The following is a 13,134-nucleotide window of genomic DNA, read 5'->3' as shown; positions in this document are numbered from 1 at the left end:
GGCCGGCGCGGCGGTGCGTATGGCTTCCCCGCCGCCCGGACGGGCCGTCCCGCACTCCCCTTCGCGGGACCGGACCCGGGCGCCCGTGGCGTCCCTTGCCGTCGGGCCGTCGCCGGCTCAGCAGCCGGCGAAGGCCGCGGCGAAGGCCTCACGGGTGCGGGGGTCGCGGTCCAGGATGCCGAACACCACCCGCTCGAAGACCCCCGCGAAGCGGCCGGCCAGCGCCGCCCGGAAGGCCTCCGCCACCTGCTCCGGATCGTTCTGGAACACCCCGCACCCCCACGCGCCCAGCACCAGCCGCCCGTACCCGTGCAGCGCGGCCACCTCCAGGACCAGCCCGGCCCGCCGGGCCAGAGCGGCCGGGATCTCGTGCGCGCGCTCCGGCTCCTGGCGGCGGATGGTGCCCGCGTTCGGGGCCGGGGAGGTGAGGAATCCGGCGCGGAACGGGGTGTCCAGCAGTTCGCCCCGGTCGTCGCGGAAGACCGGCACCCCCGGGGAGTGAATCACCCGGTCGGTGTAGAAGGTGCTCTTTCCCGCGCGGTGGACCTCGTAGTACTCCGGGGCCTCCAGCAGGGTCTCGTACAGGGCCGAGGCGCGGCACAGGGCCTCCTCCTGGGCCTTGGCCCCCCTGACGTACCCGCCCCCGGGATTGCGGGCCGAGGCGAAGTTCAGGACGGCCACGCGGCCCTCCGCCGCGAGGCGGCGCGCCGCGACCGTGCTGCTCTCCCCCGTGACCTCGAAGACCGTCGGGTGGCCACCTCCAACGGACTCCCCGCCTGGGATGACCCGTTTCGGCCCATATATTCTGGTTCCGTCCTTGGCTTCCGCCAGGTCGGCGGCGAGGGAGACCCGCCGCCCCGACCGCGTCCGGTACTCCCCGGACGCCACGATCAACGCGTTCTCCCGCGCGATCTCACGCAATCTGCCGCTCACGCCCCCATCCTGGGGCGCAGGGCCCGGGGCGGCAAAGGAATTAGCGCTCCGATGACGGGTAGGCACGGGTGACATCACGGCCGACGACAGGAGACGAGGTTCCGGCCATGCCCGAGGACTCGCCCGCTCCATTCGCCCAGAACGCCGAGCAGAACCCCCTGACCGAAGCGGCCGCCGAGGACCTCGTCCACGGCATCTGCTTCAAGACCGGCCCGCCGCGCCTCCTCGGCGCCGAGCTGGAATGGCTCGTCGTGGACACCGAGCGGCCCTGGCTGCCGCTGACTCCCGAGAGGCTGACCGCCGCCCACGCGGCCGCCCGCGCGCTGCCCCTGAACTCCCGGCTCACCGTCGAACCGGGCGGCCAGCTGGAGCTCAGCTCGGCCCCCGCCGACTCCCTCACCGCCTGCCTGGACGGCCTGCGGGCCGACCTCACCGCCGTGCGCGGCGCCCTGCGCGGTCAGGGCCTCGCCCTCCAAGGCCTCGGCCAGGCCCCCCGGGGGCCGCTCGACCGCCTGCTGTCCAGCCCGCGCTACGACGCGATGGAGACCTACTTCGACCGCACCGGCCCCGCCGGGCGCGCCATGATGCGCTCCTCCGCCTCCGTGCAGGTCTGCGTGGACGCCGGCCACGAGGAGCCGGGTCCGCTCGGATACGGCCGCCGCTGGCAGCTCGCGCACCTGCTGGGCGCCGTACTGGTGGCCGTCTTCGCCAACTCCCCCGGCCGCGAAGGCCCGTACCGGGGCTGGCGGTGCGCCCGGCAGGGGATCTGGAGCGACATCGACCCGCGGCGGGCACTCGCCCCGCCCCTGGACGCCGAGCCCCGCGCCGCCTGGGTCCGGCACGCGCTGGACACCGAGGTGATGTGCGTACGGGCACCGGGCGACGGCCCCTGGGCGGTGCCGAGCGGGCTGCGCTTCCGCGACTGGCTCCGTACGGGCGGCGAGCGGCGGCCCACCGCCGAGGACCTGGAGTACCACCTCAGCACGCTCTTCCCGCCGGTCCGGCCGCGCGGCCACCTGGAGCTGCGGATGATCGACGCGCAGCCGGGCGAGAACGGCTGGCTGGTCCCCGTGGCTCTGGTACACGCGCTCTTCGACGACCCGGAGGCCTCGGAGACCGCCTACCGGGCGGTGAAGGCGCTGGCCGACGCCTACGGGCCCCGGTGCGCGCCGCGCAATCCCCTGTGGCGGACCGCCGCCCGGTCGGGTCCGGCCGATCCGGAGCTGCGCGCGGCCGCGGTCGTCTGCTTCCGGGCGGCGGTCGAGGCGCTGCCCCGGCTCGGGGCGGACACGGAGGTCAGGGACGCGGTGGGGGAATTCGCGGAGCGCTACGTACGGCGCGGCCGCTGCCCCGCCGACGACGCCGCAGCCGGAGCCTCCGCCGGAACCGGAACCAAAGCCGGCGCCGGAGCCGGCCTCGCCGATGCCACCGCCCGCGCCGGGGAACACCGGCGACGGCCGCCCGCCCCGAAGGGACCGCGCCCGTGACCACCGAGACCCGCCCCGAGATCCACCCGGAGCCGCTGCGCGAGCGCGCCGTGGCCGCCCTGACCGCCGCCCGGGCCCGTACCGCCGCGCTGACCGACGTGGTGAGCGACCGGGACCTGACGGCGCAGCACTCCCCCCTGATGTCGCCCCTGGTCTGGGACCTGGCGCACATCGGGAACCAGGAGGAGCTGTGGCTGCTGCGCCACGTGGCCGGCCGCGAGTCCATGCACCCGGAGATCGACTCCCTGTACGACGCCTTCGAGCACCCCCGCTCCGAACGGCCGAAGCTGCCCCTGCTGGGCCCGGAGGCGGCCCGCCGGTACGCGGCCGAGGTGCGCGGCCGCGTCTTCGCCCTGCTGGAGCGCACTCCGCTGGAGGGTACGGCCCTGCTCGACGAGGGGTTCGTCTTCGGGATGATCGCCCAGCACGAACAGCAGCACGACGAGACGATGCTGATCACGCACCAGTTGCGGGCCGGTGCCCCGGTGCTGACCGCGCCGGACCCGGAGCCGCCGCAAGGGCCCCCGCCGGCGGCCGCGGAGGTACTCGTCCCGGGCGGGCCCTTCACCATGGGCACCTCCGCCGAGCCCTGGGCGCTGGACAACGAACGGCCCGCGCACGTCCGGGAGGTGGCGTCCTTCTGGATCGACACGGCGCCCGTGACCAACGCCGCCTACCAGGCCTTCATCGCGGACGGAGGCTACCGGGAGCGCCGCTGGTGGGCCGTCGAGGGGTGGGATCAGATCCGTGCTCACGACATCGGGGCGCCCCTGTTCTGGCACCGCGAGGGCGGCCAGTGGCTGCGCCGCCGCTTCGGGGCGACCGAGCCGGTGCCCGATGAAGAACCGGTTCTGCATGTGAGCTGGTACGAGGCGGACGCGTACGCCCGCTGGGCCGGCCGCAGGCTGCCCGACGAGGCGGAGTGGGAGAAGGCCGCCCGCCACGACCCGGCCACCGGCCGCTCCCGCCGCTACCCCTGGGGCGACGCCGACCCGACCCCCGTGCACGCCAACCTGGGCCAGCGCCACCTGCGGCCCGCCCCGGCGGGCGGCTACCCGGCCGGGGCCTCCCCGCTCGGGGTGCGCCAGCTGATCGGCGACGTGTGGGAGTGGACGGCCTCGGACTTCCTGCCCTACCCGGGCTTCCGCGCCTTCCCCTACCGGGAGTACTCGGAGGTGTTCTTCGGGCCGGCGCACAAGGTGCTGCGCGGCGGCTCCTTCGCGGTGGACCCGGTGGCCTGCCGGGGCACCTTCCGCAACTGGGACCTGCCCGTGCGCCGGCAGATCTTCTCCGGCTTCCGCACCGCGAGGGACGCCTGATGTGCCGCCACCTCGCCTATCTGGGGCCGCCGGTGGCCCTGGCGCGGCTGCTGAGCGAGCCGGAGCACTCCCTGGTCCGCCAGTCCTGGCAGCCGCGCCGCCAGCGGTCCGGCACCGTCAACGCGGACGGCTTCGGCGTCGGCTGGTACGCCGACGGCGATCCGGTACCGGCCCGCTACCGGCGCGCCGGGCCCGTCTGGAGCGACCTGACCTTCGCCGACCTCACCCGCGTCGTGCGCAGCGGGGCCTTCCTGGCCGCTGTACGCGACGCCACGCTCCCGGGGGCGGACGGGGAGGCCGCCGCGGCCCCCTTCGCGTCGGGGCCGTGGCTGTTCAGCCACAACGGGGCGGTGCGGGACTGGCCCGACGCGGCGGCCGCGCTCGCCGCCGGCCTGCCGCCGCGGGATCTGCTCCAGCTGGCGGCGCGCACCGATTCGGCGCTGGTCTGGGCACTGGTGCTGCACCGGCTGCGGCAGGGCGACGACATGGGCACGGCCCTGGCGGAGCCGGTCCGCGAGCTGTCCTCGGCGGCTCCCGGCTCGCGGCTGAACCTGCTCCTGACCGACGGCGCGACCATCGCGGCGACCGCCTGGGGCGACTCCCTGTGGTACCTGGCCGACCCGGCGGCGGGGCGCGTGGTCGTGGCGTCCGAGCCCCATGACGACGACGCCCGCTGGAACGAGGTGCCCGACCGGACCCTGCTGACCGCCACCCGCACGCGGGTCGCCCTGACCCCCCTCAAGGAGACCTCCTCGTGAGCGATTTCCAGATCACCCGCACCCTCGACGAGCACGCCGCCGACAAGGCGCTGCGCGCCGACGTGCTGAACGGACTGACCCGCTTCCCGAAGGAGCTGCCGCCGAAGTGGTTCTACGACGCCCGGGGCAGTGAACTCTTCGAGGAGATCACCCGGTTGCCCGAGTACTACCCGACCCGCGCCGAGCGGGAGATCCTGCTGGAGCGGGCGGTGGAGATCGCGGCGGTGAGCGGTGCCCGCACCCTGGTGGAGCTGGGCTCCGGCTCCTCGGAGAAGACCCGGCACCTGATCGAGGTGATGCCCGCGCTGCGGACGTACGTGCCGGTGGACGTGAGCGAGAGCGCGCTGACCGGCGCCGGCGAGCTGCTGCCGGCGCAGCATCCGGGGCTTGAGGTGCACGCGCTGCTGGCCGACTTCACGAAGCCGCTGCACCTGCCGGACTCGCCGGGTCCGCGGCTGATGGTGTTCCTGGGCGGCACGATCGGCAATCTGCTGCCGCCGGAGCGGGCGGTGTTCCTGGAGTCCGTACGGGCGATGCTCTCGCCCGGGGACGCGCTGCTGCTGGGCACCGATCTGGTGAAGGACGAGGCCGTGCTGGTGGCCGCGTACGACGACGCCCGGGGGGTGACGGCGGAGTTCAACAAGAACGTGCTGGCGGTGATCGACCGGGAGCTGGGCGCGGACTTCCACACCGCCGACTTCGACCACGTGGCGGTGTGGAACCGGCAGCACGAGTGGATCGAGATGCGGCTGCGGGCCCGGCGGGCGGTCACGGTCAAGGTGCGGGCGCTGGACCTGCTGGTGCCGTTCGAGGCGGGCGAGGACATCCTGACGGAGATCTCCGCGAAGTTCCGTCAGGACGGTGTGCGCAAGGAACTGGCGGAAGCCGGGCTCGAGCTGACGCACTGGTGGACGGACGCTGCCGGCCGCTTCGCGCTCTCCCTGTCGGTGGCCAGGGGCTGATCCGGCGCCGCGCCGGGCCGTCGCCGTGCGGGTACGCCCGCCGGCGGCGGCAGCTCCCGCGCGGCGTCGCCGAGGACGGCCCGCCGCGCCGCCGCCGCCAGGTCCCGCCGGCCGCTGTGGCGGCCCGGCGGGATGCGCGGCAGCAGCCGCACCTCGGCCCGTATCCCCCGCGCCCGGGCGATCCGCCACAGGGAGGCCGTCAGCGGGTCCTCCCCGACGAAGGCGGGCGCCCCGGCGGGCTCCCCGTCCGCCAGCCGGTACGCGATCCGCACCGGCTGTACGGGTACCCGCGCGTCCAGCGCCGACTGGAACGCGGCCCGCCGGAACGGCCCCTGGGCGCGGCCGCACCAGGTGGAGCCCTCGGGGAAGACGGTGACCCGGTCCCCGGCCCGCAGTGCGCCGGCGAGCGCCTCGACGGTGCGGGGAAGCGCCCGTATCCGGTCGCGTTCGATGAACAGGGTGCCCGCCCGGGCCGCGAGCCGGCCGAGCACCGGCCAGGCCCCGATCTCGCTCTTGGCCAGCATCCGGCCGGGCAGGACGGCGGCGACGAGCGGGACGTCCAGCCAGGAGATGTGGTTGGCGACGATCAGGCGGCCCTCCGGTGCCCCGTCCGGGCCTGCGGTGCCGCGCACGGTGATCCGTACGCCCATGGACCGTACGAGCGCGGCGGCCCAGGCCCGGACCAGGGCGCGCCGGGGCCGGGCGGGAAGGAGCCGGACCGGCGGGCCGGTGGCGACGGCGAGCAGGACCAGGACGAGGGCGGTGGCGAGCCGGAACGCCGCGCGGGCCGCGCTCGCGGTCTTCCCCGGGTGTCGGGCGCAGGCCTCGGGGGTGCAGGGCGAGGCGGGCAGCCAGCCGCTCATGCGCCCGGGGCGAGGGAGAGGAAGTGGTTCAGGTAGCGCGGGTTGGTCCGGCGCAGGGAGAGCAGCACGTACAGGTCGGCGCAGCCGAACCCGGCGTCCAGGGCGGGCTCTCCGCAGACCCAGGCGCCCAGGCGGAGGTAGCCGCGCAGTAGGGGCGGCAGTTCCGTGCGCCCGGGGACGGTGATGCCCTGGGGGCTCCACGGCAGGTGCGGGGTGACGCGGTACTCCTGCGGGGCGAGGTTGCGGGCGAGGACGGCCTCTCGGGTGGCGGCGGCCAGCACCCCGCCGTCGGCGAGCGGGATCGAGCAGCAGCCGGCGAGCCAGTTGTGGCCGGTGCGCTCCATGTAGCGGGCCAGGCCGGCCCAGATCAGGGCGATGACGGCGCCGTTGCGGTGGTCGGGGTGCACGCAGGAGCGGCCGACCTCGACCAGGTCGGGACGGATCGGGGCGAGGGCCGAGAGGTCGAACTCGCCCTCGGAGTAGAGGCGTCCGGCGACGGCGGCGCGCTCCGGGGGCAGCAGCCGGTAGGTTCCGACGACCTGCCCGGTCTCCTCGTCGAGGACCAGGAGGTGGTCGCAGTACGCGTCGAAGGCGTCGGTGTCCAGGCCGGGCTCCGGGCCTTCGAGGCGGGCGCCGAGCTCTCCGGCGAAGACCCGGTGGCGCAGCCGCTGGGCGGCCCGGACCTCGTCCTCGTTCCGGGCGAGGCGGACGGTGTAGCTGGGGGCGGCGGGAGCCGTGGGGGCGGCTGCGGCCGGGGCTCGGTGTGCGAGGGGGGACGGGGACAGGGGGGCGATGGTCATGGCTGCTCCTGGTCCGGGCACGGGGAGCCGGGCCGCGGGTGGCGGGCCCGGCTCCTTACTTCTTCCGTGACCGGCTGGATTCGGCGTGACCAGGCAGCGGCACCCGGATGTGCGGAGGCTGAACTCGGCGGGTGGCTCGGTGTGTGGGCGCCCGGCGTGGTCCCGGCCGGAGCTCTGGCGGGATCCCCGGCCGGCTGGCCCGGCCGGCTGCCCCGGACGGCTCAGCGGTCGGAGCTGAGGACCCGGCCGAGGGTGTCCGAGGCCGTCTTCGCCGCCTGCCGGGGGTCCTGGCCGGTGAGCACGGCCGTCATGTACGGCTTGATGGGGTTCTTGGCCTCGACCTCGGCCCAGCGGGCGGACTTCGGCGTGGCCCGGCCCTGGGCGGCGCCGGGCGCCATGGCGGCCGCGCCGTCGTTGCCCTCCACCACGCGCGCGAGGGTGGTCTTGTTGGGGACGTAGCTCATGGTGCGGGCGAGTTCGGTCTGCCACTTCTCGCTGACCAGGGCAGTGATCACGTCCACGGCGCGGGCCCGGTTGCGGGTCTTCTCCGGGATGATCAGGTCGGAGCCGCCGGTGAGGACGGCGCCCGCCTTCTCGGAGGTCTTGCCGGGGATGGGGAAGAAGCCGAGCTTGCCCTTGAGCGCGGGATTGGCGGCCTCGATCTGGGCCGCCTGGCCGGGCGTGGCGATGATCTGGGCGACCTGGCCCCGGGCGAAGACCTCGTACTGCGGGGGCGTCTCCTCGTCGGCGGCCTTGGGGCCGTCTCCGAGGGCCTGGAGCTGCTTGTAGAAGTCCATCGCGGCCAGGGCCTTGTCATCGTCGAGGCCGCCGACCCACTGGCCGCCGGTCTCGACGGCGAGTTCGCCGCCCTCGTCCCAGACGAACCCGGCGAGGACGTACCAGTTCTGGCCGGGGAGGTAGATGCCCTGCTGCTCGCCCTTGTCGAGCTTCTGGGTGGCGGCGATCCACTCCTGGCGGTTCTTGGGCGGGGTCTTGATCCCGGCGCCCGCGAACAGGTCCTTGTTGTAGATCACCACCCGGTTGGCGGCGTACCAGGGCACCCCGTACTGGGCCCCGTTGACGCTTCCCGGGTCGGAGAGGCCCTTGAGCCAGTCCTTGCTGCCCCACGCTCGCAGGCCTTCGAGGGTCACCTCGGAGACTCCGCCGGTCTCGACGTACTGAGCGACCTGGGTGTTGCCGACCTCGATGACGTCGGCGCCATCCTCGGCCTTTCCGCTGAGGACGGCGTTGACCTTGTCGCCGATCCCCTTCCACTCCTGGATCCGCACGTCGAGGTCGGTGCCGGGGTGCCGCTTCTCGAAGTCGGCGGTGAACCTGGCGATGAAGTCCTCGGAGGCGCTGCCCCTCATCAGCCACAGCGTCACCTGGTCGGCGCCTCCGTCGGATCCCGACGACCGGCCGCAGCCGGTGACGGCGGTGGCGGCCACGAGGGCCGTACACACGGCGAGGAAGCGCATCTTCACGGGGTCACCTTCTGGGGACGGATCTCAGATGGCTTGAAATTGGCATAGACCAATGGCCGGGTCAACCCTCTTTCACCCGGGATCGTTCCCGCAAAGTTCGCGGACCCGGCCTTACTGGGGCACCTTGGAACAAGGCAACAGCGACGACTGGCGGGAGACCCCATGTCCAACCACACCTACCGGGTGACCGAGATCGTCGGCACCTCCCACGAGGGCATCGATCAGGCCATCCGGAACGGGATCGCTCGTGCGGGGCAGACCCTGCACAATCTGGACTGGTTCGAGGTCACACAGATGCGCGGGCACATCGAGAACGGTGAGATCGCGCACTACCAGGTCGGACTGAAGGTGGGCTTCCGCCTCGACGGCGAGAGCTGAGGCCGCGCACTGGGCTACGGACAGGAGCCGGTCAGGTGCGGCCCTCACCCTCCTGCGCCTGCTTGAGTTCCGGCGCGTCCGCGGCCCAGTCCGCCAGCAGCACCCGGAAACCGGCCGCCCGGGCGGCGTCGCAGACGAGCTCGTCGTCGTCGACGAGCACCCGCACCTCGCGCTCGCGGGCGATGCGCCTGAGCACGTCCAGCTTGGTCAGCCTGGCCGGGCGCCGGTCCTGGTTGCCGCGCATCCACACCCGGCCCTCGGGCAGCCCGTGCCGGGACAGCCAGTCGGCGGTGTCGGCCCGGTAGCGCTCGGGCCTGCCGGTCAGGTACACCACCTCGCAGTCGGCCGCGCTCTCCACCGCCAGCGCCACGCCCCGGGCGAGCGGCGGATCGGCGGGGGCCGCGCCGAAGAAGCCCGCCCAGTCGCGGGGCCGGCCCTCCAGGAAGTGCTGGCGGTGAGTCGTGTCCGCGAGGGTGTTGTCGATGTCGAAGACGGCCAGCGGCCGACGCGATGCGGTCTCGGTCATGTACGCAGCCTAGGCTCTGCCTCCGACAGCGCACCGGCCAGCGCACGGGCGGGGAATGCCCTCCGCCGCCGCGCGTTGAGACCTCTGTGATCCGAAAAGTCTCGATACTCGACCGGTCCCGCACCCGCGAGGGGCACACCGCCGCGGAGGCCCTGCGGGACACCGTGGAGCTGGCCCGCGCGGCGGACGAGCTGGGCTACCACCGCTTCTGGGTGTCGGAGCACCACAGCGTGCCCGGGGTCGCGGGCTCCGCGCCCACCGTGCTGGCCGCCGCCGTGGCCGCCGCCACCCGGCGGATCCGGGTCGGAACCGGCGGGGTGATGCTGCCCAACCACCAGCCGCTGGTCGTCGCCGAGCAGTTCGGGGTCCTGGAAGCCCTGTTCCCCGGCCGGATCGACATGGGGCTCGGCCGCTCGGTCGGCTTCACCGGCGGCATCCGGCGGGCGCTGGGCCGTGACACCGCCGACGCCGACCGCTTCGAGGAGCAGCTGGCCGAGCTGCTGGGGTGGATCGACGGCAGTCAGCGGGTCCACCCCGAGGTGCACGCCCGTCCGGCGGAGGGGCTGCGGATCCCGCCCTTCGTGCTGGCCACGGGGAACGGCGCGGGGATCGCCGCCCGGGCCGGGCTCCCGGTGGTGGTCGGAGACCTGCGGGGCCGCGCCAGGGTCACCGAGGCGGTGCGCCGGTACCGGGAGGAGTTCCGGCCGTCCGCGTGGGCGGCGGAGCCGTATGTGGTGGTCTCGGGGACGGTCGCGGTGGCCGCCACCGAGGAGGCCGCCCGGCGGATGCTGCTGCCGGAGGCCTGGGCCCTCGCGCTCTCGCGGACCCGGGGCAGTTTCCCGCCGTTGCGCCCGGCCGAGCAGGTCGCGGCGCTGGAGATGACCCCGAAGGAGCGGGAGCTGTACGAGGGAGGCCTCGCCGGGCACATCGCCGGTACCGCCGAACAGGTAGCCGCCGCGCTGGCAGGGGTCGCGGAGACCACGGGTGCGGACGAGCTGCTGGTCACCACCTCCACGTACGACCGGACGGCCCTGCTGGACTCCTTCACGCGGCTGGCCGGGATCAGCGGGCTGGGCTAGACACGAGAGGGGGGCTTCGTCCGGACCGGGTGGCGGGAATCCCGCCGAACAGGCCCCGGGCCCGGACGGCCGGCCTCCGGCGCCGGTCGTGCACTCCCGACCCCGAAGGCCCCCTAAACTGGGACGAATGCACCACTCCCCCGATGCGCCCGCCGGGCCCGAACGGCCGGACGCCGCCCCCGACCCCTGCGTACGGGTACGCGGTGCCCGGGAGCACAACCTGCGCGGGGTCGACGTGGACATCCCGCGCGACACCCTGACCGTCTTCACCGGAGTGTCCGGCTCCGGGAAGAGCTCGCTGGCCTTCGGCACCCTCTACGCCGAGGCCCAGCGGCGGTACTTCGAGTCGGTCGCCCCGTACGCCCGGCGGCTGATCCACCAGATCGGCGCCCCGAAGGTCGACTCGGTGACCGGGCTGCCGCCCGCCGTCTCCCTGGAGCAGCGCCGCTCCGCCCCCGGCTCGCGGTCCTCGGTGGGGACGGTGACCCTCCTCTCCAACTCCCTGCGGATGCTGTACGCGCGGGCCGGAACCTATCCCCCGGGTGCCGAACGGCTCGACTCCGACGCCTTCTCCCCCAACACGGCGGCCGGCGCCTGCCCCTCCTGCCACGGGCTGGGGCGGATCCACCGCACCAGCGAGGAGCTCCTCGTACCGGACCCGGAGCTGTCGCTCCGTCAGGGAGCCATCGCGGCCTGGCCGGGAGCCTGGCAGGGCAAGAACCTGCGCGACATCCTCGAGGTGCTCGGCCACGACGTGGACCGGCCCTGGCGGGAGCTGCCGGCGGAGGACCGGGAGTGGATCCTGTTCACGGAGGAGCAGCCGGTGGTCACCGTGCACCCGGTACGCGATGCCGACCGCATCCAACGGCCCTACCAGGGCACGTACACGAGCGCCCACCGCTATGTGATGCGGACGTTCGCCGACACCAAGAGCGCCACCCTGCGGGCGCGCGCGGAGAAGTTCCTCACCGATGCCCCGTGTCCGGTCTGCGCGGGGCGCAGGCTGCGGCCGGAGGCGCTGGCGGTGACGTTCGCGGGCCGGACGATCGCGGAGACGGCGGCGCTGGCGCTGAGCGACCTGGACCGTCTGCTGGCCACGGCTCCGCTGGAGGGTGAGGCCGCGCGGGTGCTGGCCGGGGACCTCCGGGCGCGGATCGCGCCCGTGGCGGAGCTGGGGCTCGGCTATCTCAGCCTGGACCGGACGGCGCCCAGCCTGTCGGCGGGCGAGCTCCAGCGGCTGCGGCTGGCGACCCAGCTGCGGTCGGGGCTGTTCGGGGTGGTGTACGTACTGGACGAGCCGTCGGCGGGGCTGCACCCGGCGGACACCGAGGCGCTGCTCGGCGTTCTGGAGCGGCTGAAGCGGGCGGGGAACACCGTCTTCGTCGTGGAGCACCAGCTGGACGTGGTGCGCCGCGCGGACTGGGTGGTGGACGTGGGGCCGCTGGCCGGGGAGCACGGCGGACGGGTGCTGTACAGCGGACCGCCCGGGGAGCTGGCCGCCGTCGCGGAGTCGGCGACGGCACGGCACCTGTTCGCTCCCGACGCGCCCCGGGGCCGGGAGCGGCCCCCGCGGGAGGCCTGCGGTGCCGTCCGGCTGACGGGCGTCGACCGGCACAACCTGCGCGGCGTGGACGTGGAGTTCCCGCTGGGGGTGTTCACGGCGGTGACGGGGGTGTCCGGTTCGGGGAAGTCCACGCTGGTGGGGCAGGTGCTGGCGGGCGAGGTCGCCGGGCGGCTGGGGGAGGCGGAGTTCCCGGTGCGGCGGCTGGTGGAGGTGGACCAGAAGCCGATCGGGCGGACGCCCCGCTCCAACCTGGCCACGTACACGGGCCTGTTCGACGTCGTCCGCAGGCTCTTCACGGCCGCCCCGGAGTCCAGGGCGCGCGGCTGGAAGGCCGGCCGGTTCTCCTTCAACGTGCCGGGCGGGCGCTGCGAGACCTGCCAGGGCGAGGGCTTCGTCTCGGTGGAGCTGCTCTTCCTGCCCAGTACGTACGCCCCGTGCCCGGATTGCGCGGGCGCCCGCTACAACCCCGAGACGCTGGAGGTGCGTTACGCGGGGCTGAACGTCGCGGAGGTGCTGGGTCTGACCGTGGAGGCGGCGGCGGGCTTCTTCGCGGAGGTCCCGGCCGCGGCGCGCAGCCTGCGGGCCCTGGAGGACATCGGCCTGGGTTACCTGCGGCTGGGGCAGCCCGCGACGGAGCTGTCGGGCGGGGAGGCGCAGCGCATCAAGCTGGCGACGGAGCTCCAGCGGCTGCGCCGCGACCACACCCTGTACCTGCTGGACGAGCCGACGACGGGCCTGCATCCGGCCGATGTGCGGGTGCTGTTGCGGCAGTTGCACGGGCTGGTGGACGCGGGGCACTCGGTGGTGGTCGTGGAGCACGACATGGAGGTGGTGGCGGGGGCGGACTGGGTCATCGACCTGGGGCCGGGCGGAGGCACGGAGGGCGGCCGGATCACGGCCGCCGGTCCGCCGACGGCGGTGGCCGCCTCGCCGGACGCCCGTACGGCCCCCTACCTGGCGCGGGCACTGGGCCTGTAGGGC

At 74.6% G+C, this 13,134-nt stretch carries 12 protein-coding genes; 7 read left to right on the top strand and 5 right to left on the bottom strand.

Annotated elements, in window-relative coordinates; genetic code table 11:
• Nucleotides 1–117 precede the first annotated feature (117 nt).
• Nucleotides 118–933, bottom strand: a complete 816-nt coding sequence (locus ACZ4WZ_RS03450; RefSeq protein WP_467884549.1) for a TIGR02452 family protein — start codon at nt 931–933, stop codon at nt 118–120.
• A gap of 107 nt (nt 934–1,040) precedes the next feature.
• Here ACZ4WZ_RS03450 and egtA point away from each other — a divergent pair, with 107 nt between their 5' ends.
• From egtA to egtD, 4 genes are read left to right on the top strand one after another with little or no spacing between them, the layout of a single operon-like run.
• Nucleotides 1,041–2,420, top strand: coding sequence for an ergothioneine biosynthesis glutamate--cysteine ligase EgtA (gene egtA / locus ACZ4WZ_RS03445; protein ID WP_467884547.1), 1,380 nt, complete (start codon nt 1,041–1,043; stop codon nt 2,418–2,420).
• On the top strand, nt 2,417–3,739 hold the full coding sequence (gene egtB / locus ACZ4WZ_RS03440; RefSeq protein ID WP_467884545.1) for an ergothioneine biosynthesis protein EgtB: 1,323 nt from the start codon (nt 2,417–2,419) through the stop codon (nt 3,737–3,739). The genes egtA and egtB overlap by 4 nt, the downstream gene beginning before the upstream one ends.
• The gene (egtC, locus tag ACZ4WZ_RS03435; RefSeq protein ID WP_467884544.1) at nt 3,739–4,497 is read left to right on the top strand and encodes an ergothioneine biosynthesis protein EgtC; all 759 of its coding nucleotides are present in this window, start codon (nt 3,739–3,741) and stop codon (nt 4,495–4,497) included. Before egtB ends, egtC begins: the two co-directional genes overlap by 1 nt.
• The gene (gene egtD / locus ACZ4WZ_RS03430) at nt 4,494–5,459 is read left to right on the top strand and encodes an L-histidine N(alpha)-methyltransferase (RefSeq protein WP_467884542.1); all 966 of its coding nucleotides are present in this window, start codon (nt 4,494–4,496) and stop codon (nt 5,457–5,459) included. Before egtC ends, egtD begins: the two co-directional genes overlap by 4 nt.
• Here the strand turns inward: egtD and ACZ4WZ_RS03425 are convergent.
• The 3 genes from ACZ4WZ_RS03425 to ACZ4WZ_RS03415 form a co-directional block, all read right to left on the bottom strand.
• On the bottom strand, nt 5,351–6,322 hold the full coding sequence (locus tag ACZ4WZ_RS03425) for a lysophospholipid acyltransferase family protein (RefSeq protein WP_467884540.1): 972 nt from the start codon (nt 6,320–6,322) through the stop codon (nt 5,351–5,353). The genes egtD and ACZ4WZ_RS03425 overlap by 109 nt on opposite strands.
• Nucleotides 6,319–7,122 carry a GNAT family N-acetyltransferase gene (locus ACZ4WZ_RS03420; RefSeq protein WP_467884538.1) on the bottom strand — a complete coding sequence of 268 codons (804 nt, stop codon included), beginning with the start codon at nt 7,120–7,122 and terminating at the stop codon, nt 6,319–6,321. The genes ACZ4WZ_RS03425 and ACZ4WZ_RS03420 overlap by 4 nt, the downstream gene beginning before the upstream one ends.
• 221 nt (nt 7,123–7,343) lie before the next feature.
• Nucleotides 7,344–8,606: an extracellular solute-binding protein gene (locus ACZ4WZ_RS03415; protein ID WP_467884537.1), complete on the bottom strand. Its 1,263-nt coding sequence runs from the start codon at nt 8,604–8,606 to the stop codon at nt 7,344–7,346.
• Nucleotides 8,607–8,768: 162 nt separating this feature from the next.
• Between ACZ4WZ_RS03415 and ACZ4WZ_RS03410 the strand changes: the two genes are divergently transcribed.
• The gene (locus tag ACZ4WZ_RS03410) at nt 8,769–8,984 is read left to right on the top strand and encodes a dodecin (protein WP_467884535.1); all 216 of its coding nucleotides are present in this window, start codon (nt 8,769–8,771) and stop codon (nt 8,982–8,984) included.
• Nucleotides 8,985–9,015: 31 nt separating this feature from the next.
• Here ACZ4WZ_RS03410 and ACZ4WZ_RS03405 read toward each other — a convergent pair whose 3' ends face one another.
• Nucleotides 9,016–9,510: a phosphatase domain-containing protein gene (locus ACZ4WZ_RS03405; protein WP_467884533.1), complete on the bottom strand. Its 495-nt coding sequence runs from the start codon at nt 9,508–9,510 to the stop codon at nt 9,016–9,018.
• Nucleotides 9,511–9,596: 86 nt separating this feature from the next.
• On the opposite strand from ACZ4WZ_RS03405, the gene ACZ4WZ_RS03400 reads away from it, so the two are divergent.
• Nucleotides 9,597–10,589: an MsnO8 family LLM class oxidoreductase gene (locus tag ACZ4WZ_RS03400; protein WP_467884531.1), complete on the top strand. Its 993-nt coding sequence runs from the start codon at nt 9,597–9,599 to the stop codon at nt 10,587–10,589.
• Between the two features lie 127 nt (nt 10,590–10,716).
• On the top strand, nt 10,717–13,131 hold the full coding sequence (locus ACZ4WZ_RS03395) for an excinuclease ABC subunit UvrA (protein ID WP_467884529.1): 2,415 nt from the start codon (nt 10,717–10,719) through the stop codon (nt 13,129–13,131).
• The last annotated feature ends 3 nt before the right edge of the window (nt 13,132–13,134 follow it).

The organism is Streptomyces sp. NPDC029122 (assembly GCF_055569445.1).
Note: the sequence above shows the minus strand (reverse complement) of the source record. Positions and strands in the feature narration are given on the sequence as shown.